This window comes from Martelella alba (genome assembly GCF_006516955.1).
GTDB lineage: Bacteria > Pseudomonadota > Alphaproteobacteria > Rhizobiales > Rhizobiaceae > Martelella > Martelella alba.
The window spans coordinates 27583-43058 of sequence record NZ_VHLG01000008.1 but is presented as its reverse complement, the minus strand read 5'-3'; the positions used below and the strand labels follow the sequence as shown (position 1 = coordinate 43058).

Annotated in this window: 12 protein-coding genes; 4 read left to right on the top strand and 8 right to left on the bottom strand. The window is 56.7% G+C overall.

Annotation, left to right across the window (positions count from 1 at the left end):
- The first annotated feature begins 54 nt into the window (after positions 1-54).
- Genes FJU08_RS12915 through FJU08_RS12905 form a run of 3 tightly spaced genes read left to right on the top strand, consistent with a single transcriptional unit; the run spans position 55 to position 3361 of the window.
- The gene (locus tag FJU08_RS12915) at positions 55-1680 is read left to right on the top strand and encodes an MFS transporter (RefSeq protein WP_141149434.1); all 1626 of its coding nucleotides are present in this window, start codon (positions 55-57) and stop codon (positions 1678-1680) included.
- 34 nt (positions 1681-1714) lie between these two features.
- Positions 1715-2644, top strand: a complete 930-nt coding sequence (locus FJU08_RS12910; RefSeq protein ID WP_141149433.1) for a 3-hydroxyacyl-CoA dehydrogenase NAD-binding domain-containing protein — start codon at positions 1715-1717, stop codon at positions 2642-2644.
- Positions 2645-2656: 12 nt separating this feature from the next.
- Positions 2657-3361 (top strand): cupin domain-containing protein, encoded by a 705-nt coding sequence (locus tag FJU08_RS12905; RefSeq protein WP_141149432.1) that lies wholly within the window; start codon positions 2657-2659, stop codon positions 3359-3361.
- Positions 3362-3438: 77 nt separating this feature from the next.
- On the opposite strand, the gene FJU08_RS12900 is transcribed toward FJU08_RS12905, so the two are convergent.
- Both FJU08_RS12900 and FJU08_RS23215 read right to left on the bottom strand, forming a co-directional pair.
- Positions 3439-3807 carry an NIPSNAP family protein gene (locus FJU08_RS12900; RefSeq protein ID WP_181409844.1) on the bottom strand — a complete coding sequence of 123 codons (369 nt, stop codon included), beginning with the start codon at positions 3805-3807 and terminating at the stop codon, positions 3439-3441.
- 215 nt (positions 3808-4022) lie between these two features.
- Positions 4023-4148: a hypothetical protein gene (locus tag FJU08_RS23215; protein WP_268932139.1), complete on the bottom strand. Its 126-nt coding sequence runs from the start codon at positions 4146-4148 to the stop codon at positions 4023-4025.
- A gap of 493 nt (positions 4149-4641) precedes the next feature.
- On the opposite strand from FJU08_RS23215, the gene FJU08_RS12895 reads away from it, so the two are divergent.
- Positions 4642-5406 carry a YrhK family protein gene (locus FJU08_RS12895; protein WP_141149430.1) on the top strand — a complete coding sequence of 255 codons (765 nt, stop codon included), beginning with the start codon at positions 4642-4644 and terminating at the stop codon, positions 5404-5406.
- 51 nt (positions 5407-5457) lie between these two features.
- Here FJU08_RS12895 and FJU08_RS23210 read toward each other — a convergent pair whose 3' ends face one another.
- The 6 genes from FJU08_RS23210 to FJU08_RS12870 form a co-directional block, all read right to left on the bottom strand.
- Positions 5458-5589: a hypothetical protein gene (locus FJU08_RS23210; protein ID WP_268932138.1), complete on the bottom strand. Its 132-nt coding sequence runs from the start codon at positions 5587-5589 to the stop codon at positions 5458-5460.
- A gap of 247 nt (positions 5590-5836) precedes the next feature.
- Positions 5837-7186, bottom strand: a complete 1350-nt coding sequence (locus FJU08_RS12890) for a family 4 glycosyl hydrolase (protein WP_141149429.1) — start codon at positions 7184-7186, stop codon at positions 5837-5839.
- Between the two features lie 167 nt (positions 7187-7353).
- Positions 7354-8658 (bottom strand): TRAP transporter large permease, encoded by a 1305-nt coding sequence (locus tag FJU08_RS12885; RefSeq protein ID WP_141149428.1) that lies wholly within the window; start codon positions 8656-8658, stop codon positions 7354-7356.
- Positions 8648-9139 (bottom strand): TRAP transporter small permease, encoded by a 492-nt coding sequence (locus FJU08_RS12880; RefSeq protein WP_141149427.1) that lies wholly within the window; start codon positions 9137-9139, stop codon positions 8648-8650. Before FJU08_RS12880 ends, FJU08_RS12885 begins: the two co-directional genes overlap by 11 nt.
- Positions 9140-9242: 103 nt before the next feature.
- The gene (locus tag FJU08_RS12875) at positions 9243-10226 is read right to left on the bottom strand and encodes a TRAP transporter substrate-binding protein (protein ID WP_181409843.1); all 984 of its coding nucleotides are present in this window, start codon (positions 10224-10226) and stop codon (positions 9243-9245) included.
- 587 nt (positions 10227-10813) lie between these two features.
- Positions 10814-15298, bottom strand: coding sequence for a PAS domain S-box protein (locus FJU08_RS12870; protein WP_141149425.1), 4485 nt, complete (start codon positions 15296-15298; stop codon positions 10814-10816).
- Positions 15299-15476: the final 178 nt, after the last annotated feature.

The following is a 15476-nucleotide window of genomic DNA, read 5'->3' as shown; positions in this document are numbered from 1 at the left end:
GCCTGAACCGCTTCTTGTCTGGGCCATCGTTTCAACCCGCTATCGGGGGTAACCATGTCGTTTAAATCCACCCTGAAATGGCAGGGATTGATCATTCTGCTGCTGGCACAGTTTGGCACCATGGCCGATAATGCCGGTGTTTCGGTGTCGGCAACGTCGCTGGCGCTGGCGCTTCATGCGCAAATGTCGCAGATTGCTGTGGCGAATGCCATGTATCCGCTGATTGCCGGTTCATTCATGGTCAGCATCGGCACGCTGGGGCTGTTTTTAGGGTGGACCCGCACCTTCCAGATCGGTGTTGCCCTGCTGATCCTGGCCGAGCTGATTGCGGCAACCACCCATGAGATCGCAATCTTCAATTTCGGAGCCCGAAGCCTTGCCGGTTTTGGCGCCAGTTTCCTCATCCCGTCAGTGCTCGGCCTTGTCTCGGTGCTTTATTCCGGCCGCGACCGCGTGGTCGCCTTTGGCGCTATTGGTGCTGTTGTCGGCATCGCCAATATCATTGCGCCGATGATCTTCGGCTTCATCATTGATGCTTTCAGCTACCGGGTCGCCTTCCTGAGCCTCTGTGGTTTTTTCATCCTGCTTCTGGCCGCGAGCCTGCTGCTGCCGGGGGAAGCCCACAAAGAGGATCTGAAAACCTATGATCGCGGCGGTGCCGTTCTGGTCTCGCTTGGATTGCTGCTCTTTTCCGGCGGTTTGATGCAGACCAGCAGCTGGGGTCTCGTTCATCCGATCAACGCGCCCGTCACGCTCTTCGGCATCAGCCCTTGCCTGCCGCTGATGATCGCTGGCCTTCTGGTTCTCGCTGGCTTCTGGCGGTTTGAGGTCCGCCGCTCGGCAACCGGGCAGAGCTGCCTTGTCCCCGTTTCCTTCTTTACGAGCCCGCAAATCCGGGCCGGCGTTTATATGTGCGCCGTCATGTTTTTTGTGCTGGGTGCTTTCACCATTCTCGGTATTCCCTATCTGCAGATGGTTGCCGGCTATTCCGCTTTTGAAACCTCGCTGGTTCTGGTCTTTTTCCCCGTCGGCATGGTGCTCTCCTCGCTGGGCACACCCATCCTCTTTTCACACCTGTCATCGCAGATGATCTGCCGCCTTGGCATGGTGCTGTCGGCGCTTGCCTGCCTGGTCGGAGCCTTCGGCATTACCCGTGATGGCATTGGCCTGCTTTATTTCCCGGCAACGTTCCTGATTGGCCTCGGGACCGGTCTGATCGCATCGCAGGCATCGATTATCGTCACAGAGGCGGTCGACCAGAAGCTGGCCAGTCAGTCGGGCGCTGTTCAGGCTGCCGCGCGCAATATCGGTCAGGCCATTGGTGTGGCCCTGATTGCCTGGCTGCTGATGTTCTCTCTTACTGATGATTTCAAAAGCGATGCCCGACTGAACCAGAACATCAGTGCCTCGGTCCTCAGTGACCTTTCGGAAGTTGCGGCCATCCCCTTGATGTCGAATGATGATTTCGGCGACGCGATGACCCGTTTCAAAATTCCTGAAGATGACCGGTCGACCTTCCTCGCCATCAATCGCGATGCCCGCTATGACGCGGCCCATATGTCCTGGCTGGTTCTTGCGCTGTTGATCCTGATTTCAATTCCGCTGCTGACCCGCTCTGTTCCGAAGCATTCTCTGATGCAGGATAAACAGACGTCAGAGGGCGAGACCTCCGCCATATGAAGCCCATGATCGATCCAAACATCGGGAGATAAGAATGTCAGACAAGAAAATCATCGTCACCGTCATAGGTTCAGGCACCATCGGCATGTCTTGGGCAGCTCTGTTTGCCACCAATGGCTATCATGTCCGTCTCAATGACGTTCGCCCGGATTTTGCCGCGGCCATTACCGGCAAGCTGAAGGACATGATTGCCCAGATCAGTGATGACCCGGACGCGGCTTTCGGACGGATCAGTTTCCATACCGATCTGGCCGAAGCGCTTGAAGGCTCGATGCTGGTTCAGGAAAACGGGCCGGAAAACCCCGCCTTTAAGCAGAAGATGTTTGCCGATCTCGAGGCGATGACCAGTGCCGATACGATGCTGGTGTCATCATCATCCGGCATCACACCGGATGTCATCGGTGCACAGATGAAAAATTCGGCCCGGGTGATGATCGGCCATCCGCTGAACCCGCCGCATATGGTGCGGCTGGTGGAGATTTGCGGTGCGAGCGGCGCCGATGATGCCGTCGTTGAAAGGTTGATGGCGTTTTACGAGGATTGCGGCCGTGTTTCGGTCCGCCTCAACAAGCCAATTCCCGGCTTTGTCGTCAACCGTCTGCAGGTGGCACTGGTGCGTGAAGCCATTCACATCATTTCCGAAGGTGTGGTTGATGTTGAAGGGCTGGACAAGATCGTCGTCAACTCGCTCGGCGTCCGCTATGCCTCGATCGGTCCAATGTTGACAGCACAACTAGGTGGTGGCGCTGGCGGGCTGAAGGAGATGGTCGAGAAAATCCTCGCCGGACTGGTGGCCGCGCTTAATCTGCCTCCGGTTGATGCCGAGACTGTCGCGTTGCTCGATTCGCAGGCAAGTGTGACCTATCCGCTCGACCGGATCGCTGAATTTGGCGCAGTGCGCGACGTCCGCCAGTCAAAGGTCATTGCCGTGCAGGATGAAACGCCCTTGCCGAAGGTTGATTGAAGGGAGCGGCTCATGACAACGCAAAATCAACAGGCCCCCAGCCGGCTGTTTCAGATGTGTTCCTGTACGACGGAGCCGGCGACCGGCTTTGTCGAGGTTTTGAACGAACCCCGGCACTTTCACCGGTTTCAGAACGACTATGTTCGTGTTTATGACGTTCGTTTCGGTCCGGGCGAGACATCGCTCTATCATCGCCATAACATCGATACCATGTATGTGACTGTGAATGATGCCGAGGTCTATGATCACACATTCCAGTCGGATGAGACGACAGCCAAGACCCATCACCTGACGGCGGGGCTGTCCATGTGCCGCCCGCATGGCAGTGATCCGCTGATCCACAAGGTTCGCAATGATGGCGACGGGCTGATGCACATGATTGGTGCGGAAGTGCTGAAGCTGCCGGATCTTGTTTCCGAAAAGCCACTTTCAGCGCCCTGCCACACCCAGCTCGACAACCTCTCGGGCGCCGAACGGCTGCGGTTCTACCGCATAGCGCTGCAACCGGGCGAAACAACCGGTGAAATCACCTACGGCTTTTCCGGGCTCACGGTTTCGATCTCTGATGCCAGTGTAGCCGTGGCAGAGCCTGGCGGTAGCAGCCGTGTTCTTTCCTTTTCCCCCGGAAGCCATGTCTGGCACGACGGGCCGGTGACACAGATGCTGACCAATGTCGGGGAAACCGAATTCGTCGCCATCCTTGGCGAGTGGTGCTGAACGCCGCCTGAAGTCTGGCGCTGTTTCTGGATGATTGCGGAGCCTGTCGTCATGGGCTCTGCATTTCTTGGTATCAGTCATCCGGCTCTTGGAATTGGCGTCAGGAAGAAGCGCTCATAGCTGATGAATGGAGGGCTTGCCTTGAAACGTGCGTTTGCAGCCATGCCATCCGGGTCCTTCGCAACCCGCTCACGATATTGCAGGTAGGAATCCTCATCCGGAAAGGTGAACAGAGCGATCGCCACTGAAGCGGAGCCGTCCTTGCCCAGACCGGAAAAGCTCACGCCAGCCTCTTCGGGCTTGTCGCGCGGAATGAAATAGCCGTGATGGGTTCCACCATGGCGTTCGATGAGTTCAATCCAGGTCTGGGCATAGGCCTCGAACTCGGAAATCCGGCTTTGATCGATAAGATAGCGAACTTCACATGTGACGGGTCGATTGCGCATAGTGGTCATCTTTACATCACGGACAGGCAGCTGGAAGCCTGGTTTTCGCGGATTGTGACCTGTTATGGCATGGCGCGTAGTTCGAAAACAGATCTGACGCAATGAAGGCCAGTGCTGACTGCGGCCGATGACTAAGCGGGGGAGGTGCCCGGCAATAAAGATCAGCCGCAGTTTGCTGATTGAAAAAGCCCGCATCCTTGACGGGCAAACAGCACTTAGTGCTGTTGATCCGGGGGTGCCATGCGCGTGCGGATCTGATCCTCCCGACGGGCGATGTTCATGTAGCCACGAACACCGCTATAGACGACGGTTCCTGCAACGATAGACAAAACGAAGGTCATTTTCTGCTCCTTTTCGCTTCTTGCCAGTTTGCTGGCGTAACGCTGATGGGTCGGCCGAAACTTAACTTCTAAACGCCGTCCTATTTCTCAAATGTGGCGAAAATCGAACCAGTGTTTTCTATCTAATATATTGAAATTGTTGAATATAAATATGTTCCTACCATAGCGGAACGAAATTCTGCGCCAGACTTTCATTTTGAAATTTATGAGAAGAATTCCCGCAGAATACGGATAAACAGAGATGGAAGCCGGAAAACGGGAATACCGGCTTGTGACCCAGCCTGGCGATGTTGGGAGCGCTGAAATCGTCGCTCACAGCTGAAATGCGAGCACATTCGATGTGTCACTGATGAATAATTTCCGGTTTGTTTCCGCCTGTCCCGGCCGAGAAAGCCGTGCATTTTGGGATAGGGCGCGTCTTTTTCCGTTCCCGGGGGTATCTCGAAAGGACCGGACCCGGCATCATTGAGGGCGACAGAAGGAGCCCGCTCTTATGCCGCATATGTTCGTCAATCGTCCTCGCCTGCATGATGTGATTTCCGATGACCCTGATACACGGAAACATTTTCGCTGGGAGACGATTAACGCGCTTGCCTACCAGACAGGCGGGTTGACTTTCATTTTCGGCAGCATCTGCTTCTTTCCGTCTCTGTCTGCATTCGCCGATATCGGTGCCTGGATTTTCTTTTTTGGATCGCTGCTCTATCTCCTCGTCACCGGTCACGATCTGCTCGAAGTTTTCAAGCATGCCAGACAGCGTGACGGTTCTGCTACGCTATGGGACAGGCTGGAGTTCTGGGCTGCCTGGACCTATGTTGTAGGCACACTGCTCTTTGTCGCGGGCAGCCTATTCTTCCTGTCTGCAATTGGGTTTTACACAGCAGGCGCCTGGTGCTTTATTGTCGGCAGCGTTCTGTTTGTCGTCGGTGCGGTTATCAATGTCCTGCAGATCGTTGAGGCCGATGATCTGGTGACCCTGCAGATGATGAACCTCACCGCGCTGACATTCGTCGTCGGGTCGGTACTGTTTGCAGTCGCCTCGATCCCCTATCTGTGGGAATTCGCCAGCACGGCAGATGAAACCAGGCTGGATGGCTTTCTGGCGTGGCAATATCTGTTTGGCAGTGGGCTGTTCTTTGTGGGCGGGCTTATGAATTACCGCCGTGCCTATCGCGTTGTTGCCACTGCGCTGGGCAAGCCGACGCCAATCGCCTCAATGCCGATAGAACCGCTTGCGCGACGCCGGACAAGGTCCTGAGCCCCGAAGTTGATTTGGCAAATTTCTGGATATGACGGCCGTCATGCTTCCTTACCGCGCTGGCCCCAAACGCTCCTTCGCTGCAGCTTCATTGCGATGAAGTTTCATGTAGTTGCGAGCGACGTTGAAGATGACGAGAGCAACACCGATATTGGCAATGGCGATGATAAATTCCTGAGACATATGTTCCCTCCCTTGCGAAGCGTGCCGTTGATTGCGTGATCTTCTGATAGCAGATCGCCCCTTGTCCGGTTTGGCGCAGAAGGCTCTGGCACGCTCTCGAAAGTATAGTGATGGCCTGCGAATGGACTGGTCATGGTGCCTGAGGGTTCGGTCGTATTATCAAAACGAGCGAAAAAAGGCCCTGCATTTCTGCAGGGCCTCAAAAACCGGATGGCGGCGCCCGTCCGGTTGAAAATGTCGAATCTGCTTAGTTGAACGGCACTTCGAGTGCGGTCCACAGTTCCTCGAAAAGTTGGGCATTGCCAGCCGAGGACAGCGAGACCAGCGGATCGATGGCGAAGCCTTCGTAGATCTTGGCCTTGTCTTCGGCCATGATGCCATCAAGCACGATTTTCTGGATCGTGAGGTTGCGGTCTTCGAGTGACTGAACGGCAGCCGGCAGAACGCCGCAGGCGATCGGTTCGATCTTGTTGAAAGAGACGCGGCCGTAGCTTTCGACGATGGCGCCGACTTCAGCGTCACGGTTCTGACCCTTGTTGGGCAGGTTGCATTGTGTGCGGCATACGGCACCCTCAGCTCCGGCCAGCGCTTCGATCATCAGTACGCCTTCTTCACCGGAAGGCTTCAGGTCGGCGTCGAGGAAGGCCTGGCGTGCCTTGTCCTGCTCCTTGGTGCGGCGGACGCGCCATTCATAAGGCGTCATGGCAACGCCCCAGCTGTTCAACTCTTCCTTGGACGTCAGATAGAAGGGCACGAATTCGGCGAGATGCCGGTCGCCAGCAGCACCCAAAACGCCGAAGCGGTTGAGGAAATCGGTGGCAACGCGGAAGTCGCAATCGAACCAGTTTTCTTCAGCTTCGCGCGCCAGTGCGTTTTTCTTCAACTGTTCGCGGTCGTTGGCCGGCTGTTTGTCCTTGAATTCGGCCAGAATGCTCTTGCCGTTCCACATGGCTTCGGTGGCGAAGGTGAAGTGGTTGACGCCGGAGATGTCAAGCACGATATCATGACGCTTCGGCAGATCGACCTTGTAGGTGTCGCGTACCCAGCGGCAAAGCATTTCCTGGGTATGGAAGACTTCATGGCAGCAGCCGACAGCCTTGATATCGGGCTCGGCGGCAAACAGCGCACCGGTGCACCATGCCATCGGGTTGGTGTAGTTGATCACCCAGGCATCGGGGCAGACAGCCATGATGTGGTGGGCGAAATCGGCCATGACAGGAACCGAGCGGATGGCGCGGGCAATGCCACCGGGGCCGGTCGTGTCACCGACGCTTTGATAAATGCCGTATTTTTCCGGGATCTTGAGGTCGATGAAGCGCTTTTCAATCGGACCGGGTTCGATGGAAATGACGACGAAATCGGAACCCTTGAGGGCGGTATCGAGATCGGCCTCGACTTCCACGGTGAACTTGCCGGTGGCTTCCGGGCGGCCGAAGATATTCTTGCTGATTTCCTGGTTTTTCAGGGCTGCGGCATTATCGATGTCGTAGAGCGTCAGAACACCCGAAAGCGACTTCGAAAGCGCGAGATCGGCCATCAGGTGCAAAGCCCATTGCTGGCTTCCGCCACCGATATACGTGATCTTGATGTCCTTCATCACATCAATTCCTTTGTTTTTCTGATCAGAGTTTACGGATGGCCGGGGTGAGTAGGCCCGGCCATCCGTGCCTTGCGGTCGCAGGTTGGGAGATCCCGGTGGAGAAAGACGGGAACACTGCGGCCTTCTTGTCGGCCCCGGGAGGGCGGGGCCGAGCGAGTTTCATCTCAAAGCCCGAAGAGACGCGGCAGGAACAGGCTGACTGCGGGGATATAGGTGACCAGCATCAGCACGCCGACCAGCGCGAAGAAGACGGGAATGAGGAAGGGAACGACCTTTTCGATCTTGACCTCGCCAACGGCGGCGCCAACGAAGAGCACGCAACCGACCGGCGGGGTGATATTGCCGATACCGAGGTTGAAGATCATCATCACGCCGAACTGGATCGGGTCCATGCCGAACATCTGGGTGCAGATCGGCATCAGGATCGGGGTGAAGATCAGGATCGCCGGTGTTGCATCCATGAAAGTGCCGAGGATCAGCAGCGCGACATTGATGATCAGCAGCAGAACAATCTTGTTGTCGGTTACGTTCAGCAGGAAATCGCCGATCATCTGCGGGATCTGCGCATAGGCCATGATCCAGCTCATCAGGCTCGATACCGCGACCAGGAACAGGATGACACCGGTGGTGACAGCTGTGTCCATCAACGTCGAGATCAGCATCTTGCGATTGATGTTGCCGTAGTAGAAGGACAGGCCGAGGCTGTAGACCACGGCAACGGCTGCACCTTCCGTCGCGGTGAAGACGCCGCCGACAATGCCGCCCATGACGACGACGATCAGCATCAGTGCCGGGATCGAGTCGAGCACCAGACGGAACTTCTGGCCACCTGTCAGCGTCGATTTTTCGGTCGGAAGATTGTATTTCTTGGCCATGACATAGGCGACAGCCATGACAGCCAGGCCCCACAGGATGCCGGGGATCCAGCCGCCCATGAACAGGCCGGCAACCGAAACACCGCCCGAGACGATCGAGAACAGGATCAAAAGGCCGCTTGGCGGGATCAGCATGCCGACCGGGCCGGATGCGACATTGATGGCGGCCGAAAAGGCGGGGTCATAGCCCTTTTCGCGCTGGATCGGCGCCATGGTGCCGCCAATGGCAGCCGCACAGGCCATGCCTGAGCCGGACAGCGTGCCGAACAGCATGTTGCCCATGACGTTGGCGTGGGCCAGTGCACCCGGCATACGTCCGCCGACCATCAGTGCGAGGTTGATCAACTTTCGCGCAATGCCGCCATGGTTCATGATGTTGCCGGCCAGCATGAAGAAGGGCACGGCCAGCATGGAGAAGCTGTCGATACCGCCGAACATCTTCTGCGCGCCCTGGAAGAAGATCTGGTCAACCGGCAGGATGACGGCAATCGCGGCAAGGGAGGAAAGGCCGATACCAATCGCGATCGGCATGCCACAGAGCAGGAAGATCAGGAACAGGGGTATGAGAATGGCGGCGACGATTTCAGTATCCATTTTCTTCGCTCCTGATTTCCTTCACGACGTCGCGGAAATTGAGCGTCTTGAAGAAGAGGGACAGAAAACCCGCAATCGGAATGATCGAGTAGACGAGGTTCATTGGCAGATCGAGGCTGTCGGAATGCTGACCGACGCCCATCGATACGAGACTGAAGCCGCCCTTGATCAGCACCAGCACGATGAACAGCATCACGGCGATGTAATTGAAAGCTTCGAGCGCAAGGCGCTTGTTGCCCTTGAACATTTCCTTGATCAGGCCGAGCGACATATGGCGATCGGTCAGGCCGAAGGCGTAGGACGCGCCGAGATAAACCGACCAGATCATGGTGTAGCGCAGGGCTTCATCGGTGAATTGGGAGGGTGAGTTGAGCAGGTAGCGGGCGATGACCTGCCATGTCGCCATGATCACCAGCAGGGCCAGAAAGACGGTGATGAGAGTGAGGACCGTCCTTTCCAGTATGGTTCTTATGTTATTCATGAGGAAACCTCAGTGATAGTGGAAGGCTGGAGAAGACCTGGCTTCTCAACATCGCCCCTTGTGGCGGGGCGATGTCGCTTGTCTGCGCCGTCAGGCGAAAGCTTTACTGCTGGGCAGCGATGATCTTGTCGACGATGGCCGAAGCTTCCGGATTGGAGGCGGCGATTTCGTCATAGAGCGGCTGAACGCGTTCCTTGAACGGCGTCATGTCGACATCGGTGAAGACGACGCCGGCGTCTTTGCATTCCTGCAATGACTTTGCGTTCTTGGCAGCTTCCAGCTCGTCAACACGCTTGGTGTAGATTGCTGCTTCGTCTTCGAAGATGGCCTTCTGCTCATCCGTCAGCTTGTCCCAGCTCTTGGTCGAGATGATCATGACGTCCGGGATGAGGAAGTGGCGGTCATAGCTGAAATATTTGACGATCTCGACCTGTTTGGAATCGATCAGGGCAGCGGGGCTGCCTTCCGCGCCATCGACAATACCCTGCTGCAGGGCGGTGTAGGCGTCGCCAAAGGGGATCGGCGTCGGGGTTGCGCCCAGAAGCTGCACGGCGTCGGCCATGGAACGGCTGTTGGGAACGCGGATCTTCAGGCCTGCGAGATCCTCGGGCGTGTTGATCTGCTTGTTAACGGTGTAGAAGCTGCGCGAGGGGGCGATGTTCCAGGCGACGCCCATGAAGCCGGTGTCGAGATGGGTCTGGAAGACCTCGTCCTTGACCGCATTCATGGCGACGGTTGCGCTTGCATCGTCGTTAAACAGGTAGGGAAGCAGGAAGGCGCTGTAGACCGGGTTGAACTTTTCCAGGTCGGCCGGATTGGTGCGCACAATATCCAGAATGCCGGTGCGCAGCTGGTTGATCATTTCCGCTTCGGTGCCGAGAACGCCGTTCGGGAACACCTTGAACTTGACTTCGCCATTGGTGCGTTCATCGAGATGCTGACCCATTTCCTCAAGGGCAACCACGGTGGAGTGGTCGGCATTGTGCGAATCGGAGACGCGCAGTGTGAGGGCCGAAGCCGAGCTGGCGAGTGCGCCAAATGCGAGGGCCGTTGCGATGCCAAGGCCGAGCTTGCTGTATCTGTACATAAAACCTCCCAGAAAACTGGTTGCCGATGTTTCAATCGAAACCGGGATATTTGGCCGGGCACTAGCGGTGCCCTTGGCTGTGTGCACTTGCGAAGAAGCCGTGACTTCAGCGTGTGATCGATGATTTGTAATCTGTGCGATCCGACGTGAAATTGTTTCAGCGCAGCGCTCTCCCCAGACCGAAATACCTCCCGATTTTTCTACCGAGCCCCGATGCGAGGTCATTTTGATTTACGTACCTCACTAGCTCGTGACCTATGGATACGCTGATCGGGAAAAAGCCGCAACAAATGTATGCTAGCATATTAGTTTTGAAGGTTTGCTCAGGGTTGCTGCTTTAGGTGTGGGACATTTGCTGAATGAGGTTGATAGATTAAGATATTGAAATATAGAGATTTTATCAAGGACATCTGCGGTTCTAGTGCTGCCTTGGATTGTAGATGTGAATAGTAAGTACTTTTTAATTGCGATCTTAGGGTTGCAGAAATGATAAATGTCAACTCTAACGAAAGTTGTGTGCTAACACGTCACAGCAAGGCGATTTCACGTTTCCGTAAAAATGCTCACTACTGCCGGAATGTCGTGGGTCAGTTCTGTAACGGTTCAGGTTTGTGAAAGAGATAACTCTGTCCAAAACCAACTCCGAGATCGGCCAGCCTTATCGCCGTTTTCGTGTCGGGGACGAATTTTGCAATGCACTTCAAACCGAGAATCGCAGTGACTTCGACGAAGGAGCGGATCGTTGCGGCATTGAGGGGATCTTCCTCCAGCCCCTGCGCGAATCGGCCCTCGAATTTGAGGAAGTCGACCGGCAGCCGCTTGAGATAGCCGAACGAGGATCCTCCGGCGCCAAAATCATCGAGTGCGATGGCGACGCCCAGGGCGCGCGCGGCCTCTGCGAAGGCGGCGACATCCGTCATGTTTGAGATTGCGGCCTGCTCGGTGATTTCGAAGCAGAGCCGTTCCCGCACAGTTTGGGTTGTGTGTTCGAGTACTTCAATGACGAAACGGTGAAAGGCGCGGTCGCCGATGGCACGGGCTGAAATATTTACGAAATAGCGCTCTATTGCCGCCTTTTCAGCAGAATCATGCTGCTCCAGATAGCTGATGACATGGGTAACGACCCAGCGATCGATCCGGGTGATCAGGTTGAAGCGTTCGGCAGATGACAGGAAGGCATTGGGCCGGATGATCTCGCCATTTTCGCCTTTCAGCCGCAGCAGAACCTCAGCATATTTCGGCGTGTTCTCCTCTGGCAGGCCGAAGATATTCTGCACATGCAGTTCGAAACCCTCCTGTTCGAGGGCCTGTTCAAGCCGGGCAGACCAGCGGGTTTCACCCCGTTCACTCTGCTTGCTGTCATTTTCGGGGCTCCAGATCTCGACCCGGTTCCGGCCAGCTTCCTTGGCGGCGTAGCAAGCGGCATCGGCCGCCTGCAGGATTGCGGGCACGCTGAGTGAGGCAGCGGTGATCGGAACAAGTCCGATACTGGTGCCGACCCTGAAAGCTCTCCCGTCGTGAACAAAGCGGAAGTCGTTCATCTTGTCACAGATGGCCTGGGCAATCGCGGTTGCAACCTCGGGCGTGCAATATTCGAGCAGAATGGCAAATTCATCGCCGCCAAGCCGCGCCACAGTATCTTCCGCGCGAACGGTCTCGATCATCAGGGCGCTGACCTTGCGCAGGAGATCATCGCCGACAGAATGGCCGCAGCTATCATTGACGATCTTGAACTGGTCGAGATCGATGAACAGCAGCACGTGTTCGCCGCGACCGTCCATGGTCTTGTCGAACAGGCGGGTCAGGCGGCGGTCGAACTCCGAGCGGTTGATCAGGCCGGTGAGCTGATCATGGCTTGCCCGATAGGACATTTCACGAGACAGGCGTCTTTGCTCGCTGACGTCGTGGAACACGAGGACGGCTCCCAGCACCTCACCATCCTTGCTGCGGATCGGCGCGGCGGAATCCTCAATGCCATATTCGATGCCGTCACGCGCCAGCAGCAAAGTGTCTTCCTGAAGGCCGACGACAGAGGCCAGCTCAAGGCAGGCGCGGATCGGATCCGGCGCCTGTTGCCTGGTTTCCTCGTGGACGATGTTGAACACCCGGCTTGAGGCCATGTCACGGGCTTCGGCCAGTGACCAGCCGGTCATGCGCTCGGCAACGGGGTTCAGCCATTGCACCACGCCGTCGGCATTGGTGGTGATCACCGCGTCACCGATGGAATGCAGCGTCACCCGCATCAATTCGTGCTGTTCTGCAAGCTCCAGCGCCAGTTGCCGCTCTTCCGTTACGTCCCAGGCCGCGCCGATCATCCGGCCAGGCCCTTGTTGTTCCTCCACCACAACACGTGCTGCTATGTGTAGATGGTGGACCGATCCATCCGCCCAGACGACGCGGTATTCCTCGTCCAGCAGTGATTCTTCGGCAATGGCGGTTGCCACTGCTTGGCGAACCCTTTCGCGATCTTCCAGGTGGACCTGGCGCTGCCAGATCGCAGCGACGCTTTCGTCAGCGACACCGGAATGGCCGTAAAGCTCATACATGATCGGGTCCCAGCCGGGTTCGCCCGTCTCGATATTGAGCTCCCATATGCCAATTCCGCCACTCGTCGTGGCAATCGCCATGCGTTCGCCGAGCAGAAAGCGCTCTTCCTCCTCCTGCTTCTGGCGGGTGATGTCGGTATGGGTGCCGATCATCCGGGTGGGATTGCCATCTTCGTCGCGTGCTGTCACGCGTCCGCGATCAAGGATCCAGACCCAGTGGCCATCCTTGTGGCGCATGCGGAACTGTTCTTCGAAATAGGGGGCCTCACCCCTGATATGGGCGACATCGGAGTTCTTGGCCCGCTCCATGTCGTCGGGGTGGATGAAATTCAGCCATTCAAACCCGTTGTCCGGAACTTCATCCTGCCGATAACCGATCAGGGAACACCAGATCTCTGAATAAAGGGTTTTGCCCGTGACCAGATTGGCATCCCATATACCGATCCGGCCGTTTTCGGTGGCGACGGCGATGCGTTCATTGACCTCTTCCAGAGCCTTGCGCTGGGTTACGCGGTCCGTGATGTCCTGAAAGGCGCCCGCCATGCGAACGGGTTTGCCATTTTCAAACTGGGTCGAGCCAACTGAACGGACGAAGATATGTTCGCCATTCGCCTTGATCAGCGGCAGTTCGATATCAAAGCTCTCACCGGTGGCGATGCTGCGTGTCACCGCTGCATCGACGGCCTCGCGGGCTTCCGGCGCATAATAGCCGATAGCCTCCGCCAGAGCTGGCTTGTACCCCGGTGCAACACCATGGATGCGGCAAGTCTCGTCAGACCAGAACAGGTCTTCGGTCTCAAGATTAAGCTCCCAACCGCCAACGCCGGCCAGCCGTCCGGTGCGATCAAGAAACTCGCGGCTCTTGCGCAATTCCTGTTCTTCGGCCTTGCGCTGGCTGATATCCTGATGCGTGCCGAACATCCATTCCGGCTTTCCGTCATGGGTTCTTGAGATGACCCTTCCACGGCCAAGGACCCAGACCCAGTGGCCGTCACGATGCTTCAGGCGCACCTCGCATTCATAGCTGTCCGTCTTGCCGGAAAAATGCTCCGACAGCCGGTCCCGGCTTGGCTGATCATCATCGGGGTGCAGTCGTTCGAGCCAGGTCTGGATGGTAATATTGCCGAGGCCTTCCGGTGTTTCACCGATGATGGCCGCCCATTGCCTGTTGAGGCGTAATTCACCCGTTTCGACGTTCCATTCCCAGGTGCCTGCCTGGGTGGTCTGGATGATCTGGGCCAGCCGGCGTCTTTCTGTGCGCAGGGCTTTTTCCGCTTTGCGCCGCGCGGTGATGTTTTCGATGATGGCCATGCTGCGCAGCGGTTTACCTTCGCCATCACGTTCCAGAATGGCCGACAGCAGAACGTCAATCACGTTGCCAGCGCGGGTAACCATCTGATATTCGATATCCTCACAATGGCCGTCCCTGAGGAAGGCCGGAAGCATCTCTGTCGTTGACTTGATGTGCGATTCTTCAGTCATGAAGGACGAGGAAAGCCGGCCGATGACTTCATCGCGCGTATAGCCCATGACTTCCAGCCAGCGATCGGAAACGCTCAGCAGTCTGCCCTGTGGATCGATCGAATGCAGCATGGCAGGCGTTGACTGATAGAGCCGGCGAACCCGGCGCTCTGCGTCCTCAAGCTCGCGACTGGACTTCACGATATCGGATATGTCGCGAATGATTTCGGTCGCGCCGACCATCGCACCTTCCGAATCAAGCACAGGGCCGATGGAGACCGAAACGGGCAGGCGCGTTCCATCCTTGCGCCGCCGTTCTGTTCTAAGCGACCGGCTGGTCTGGTCGCCACTGAGACGCTTGCGCAGATTGCGCTCGCTCTCACGATTTTCCGGTGTCAGGATCAGATCCAGCAGCTGCCCTTCTGCCTGCGCGGTGGAGTAACCGAACAGCCGTTCGGCTGCACGGTTCCAATGCTGGATGTGACCGCTGCAATCCATGCTGAGAACCGCGTCAAAGCTGTTTTCGAGGATCGACTGCGCCCGCCATTCAAGTGAGATCAGTTCTTTCTCATGAAGCGCTGCCATGCGGATTTCGAGTGCGCGCACCGCTGCGGTGGCCAGATGGCTGAGGATCGCTTTCTGTTCTTCGCTGAGCGCCTTCACTTGCGTATCGATGACACAGAGTGTGCCGACATTTTCTCCGCTTGAAAGGGTCAGGGGGACGCCGGCGTAAAAGCGGATTTCCGGTGATCCGGTCACCAGAGGATTGTCGCTGAAACGCGGATCCCGTGTCGCGTCCTGCACCTCCATCAAGCTGTCATCCTTGATGGCGTGGGCACAAAATGAGACAGAACGGGGCGTTTCGGTCATTTCACCAAGGCCGACATTGGCCTTGAACCATTGCCTGTCGCGCTCAATCAAGGTGATCAGCGACATGGGCGTTCCGCACACAATGGCTGCGGCCTGAACCAGCGCTTCAAATTCCGGTTCCGGCGCTGAATCCAGGACTTTCAGATCATAGAGCGCCTTGAGGCGCTTTTCTTCCAGCCTTTCGGATTCTTCCACGTTTCAGTCCTGTGCCGTTCAAATTCATTCTGCCGCAACTGCCGCCATTATATTAGCACTATATGTGCCGTGTCATGGCTGTGGGTAGGGTGAGAATGTGCTTTTGGCAAATAAATCACAAGTGATGGCAGGTGGGAAACTGCTCCGGGCGGGCCAGCCGGGGAAAACGGGCCTTGAG

Coding starts and splice junctions, on each gene's coding strand:
- FJU08_RS12915 (WP_141149434.1), top strand. CDS start 55: ATGTCGTTTAAATCCACCCTGAAATGGCAGGGATTGATCATTCTGCTG.
- FJU08_RS12880 (WP_141149427.1), bottom strand. CDS start 9,139: ATGAATAACATAAGAACCATACTGGAAAGGACGGTCCTCACTCTCATC.
- FJU08_RS23215 (WP_268932139.1), bottom strand. CDS start 4,148: ATGACCTTCGTTTTGTCTATCGTTGCAGGAACCGTCGTCTATAGCGGT.
- FJU08_RS12905 (WP_141149432.1), top strand. CDS start 2,657: ATGACAACGCAAAATCAACAGGCCCCCAGCCGGCTGTTTCAGATGTGT.
- FJU08_RS23210 (WP_268932138.1), bottom strand. CDS start 5,589: ATGTCTCAGGAATTTATCATCGCCATTGCCAATATCGGTGTTGCTCTC.
- FJU08_RS12900 (WP_181409844.1), bottom strand. CDS start 3,807: ATGCGCAATCGACCCGTCACATGTGAAGTTCGCTATCTTATCGATCAA.
- FJU08_RS12910 (WP_141149433.1), top strand. CDS start 1,715: ATGTCAGACAAGAAAATCATCGTCACCGTCATAGGTTCAGGCACCATC.
- FJU08_RS12885 (WP_141149428.1), bottom strand. CDS start 8,658: ATGGATACTGAAATCGTCGCCGCCATTCTCATACCCCTGTTCCTGATC.
- FJU08_RS12890 (WP_141149429.1), bottom strand. CDS start 7,186: ATGAAGGACATCAAGATCACGTATATCGGTGGCGGAAGCCAGCAATGG.
- FJU08_RS12875 (WP_181409843.1), bottom strand. CDS start 10,226: ATGTACAGATACAGCAAGCTCGGCCTTGGCATCGCAACGGCCCTCGCA.
- FJU08_RS12895 (WP_141149430.1), top strand. CDS start 4,642: ATGCCGCATATGTTCGTCAATCGTCCTCGCCTGCATGATGTGATTTCC.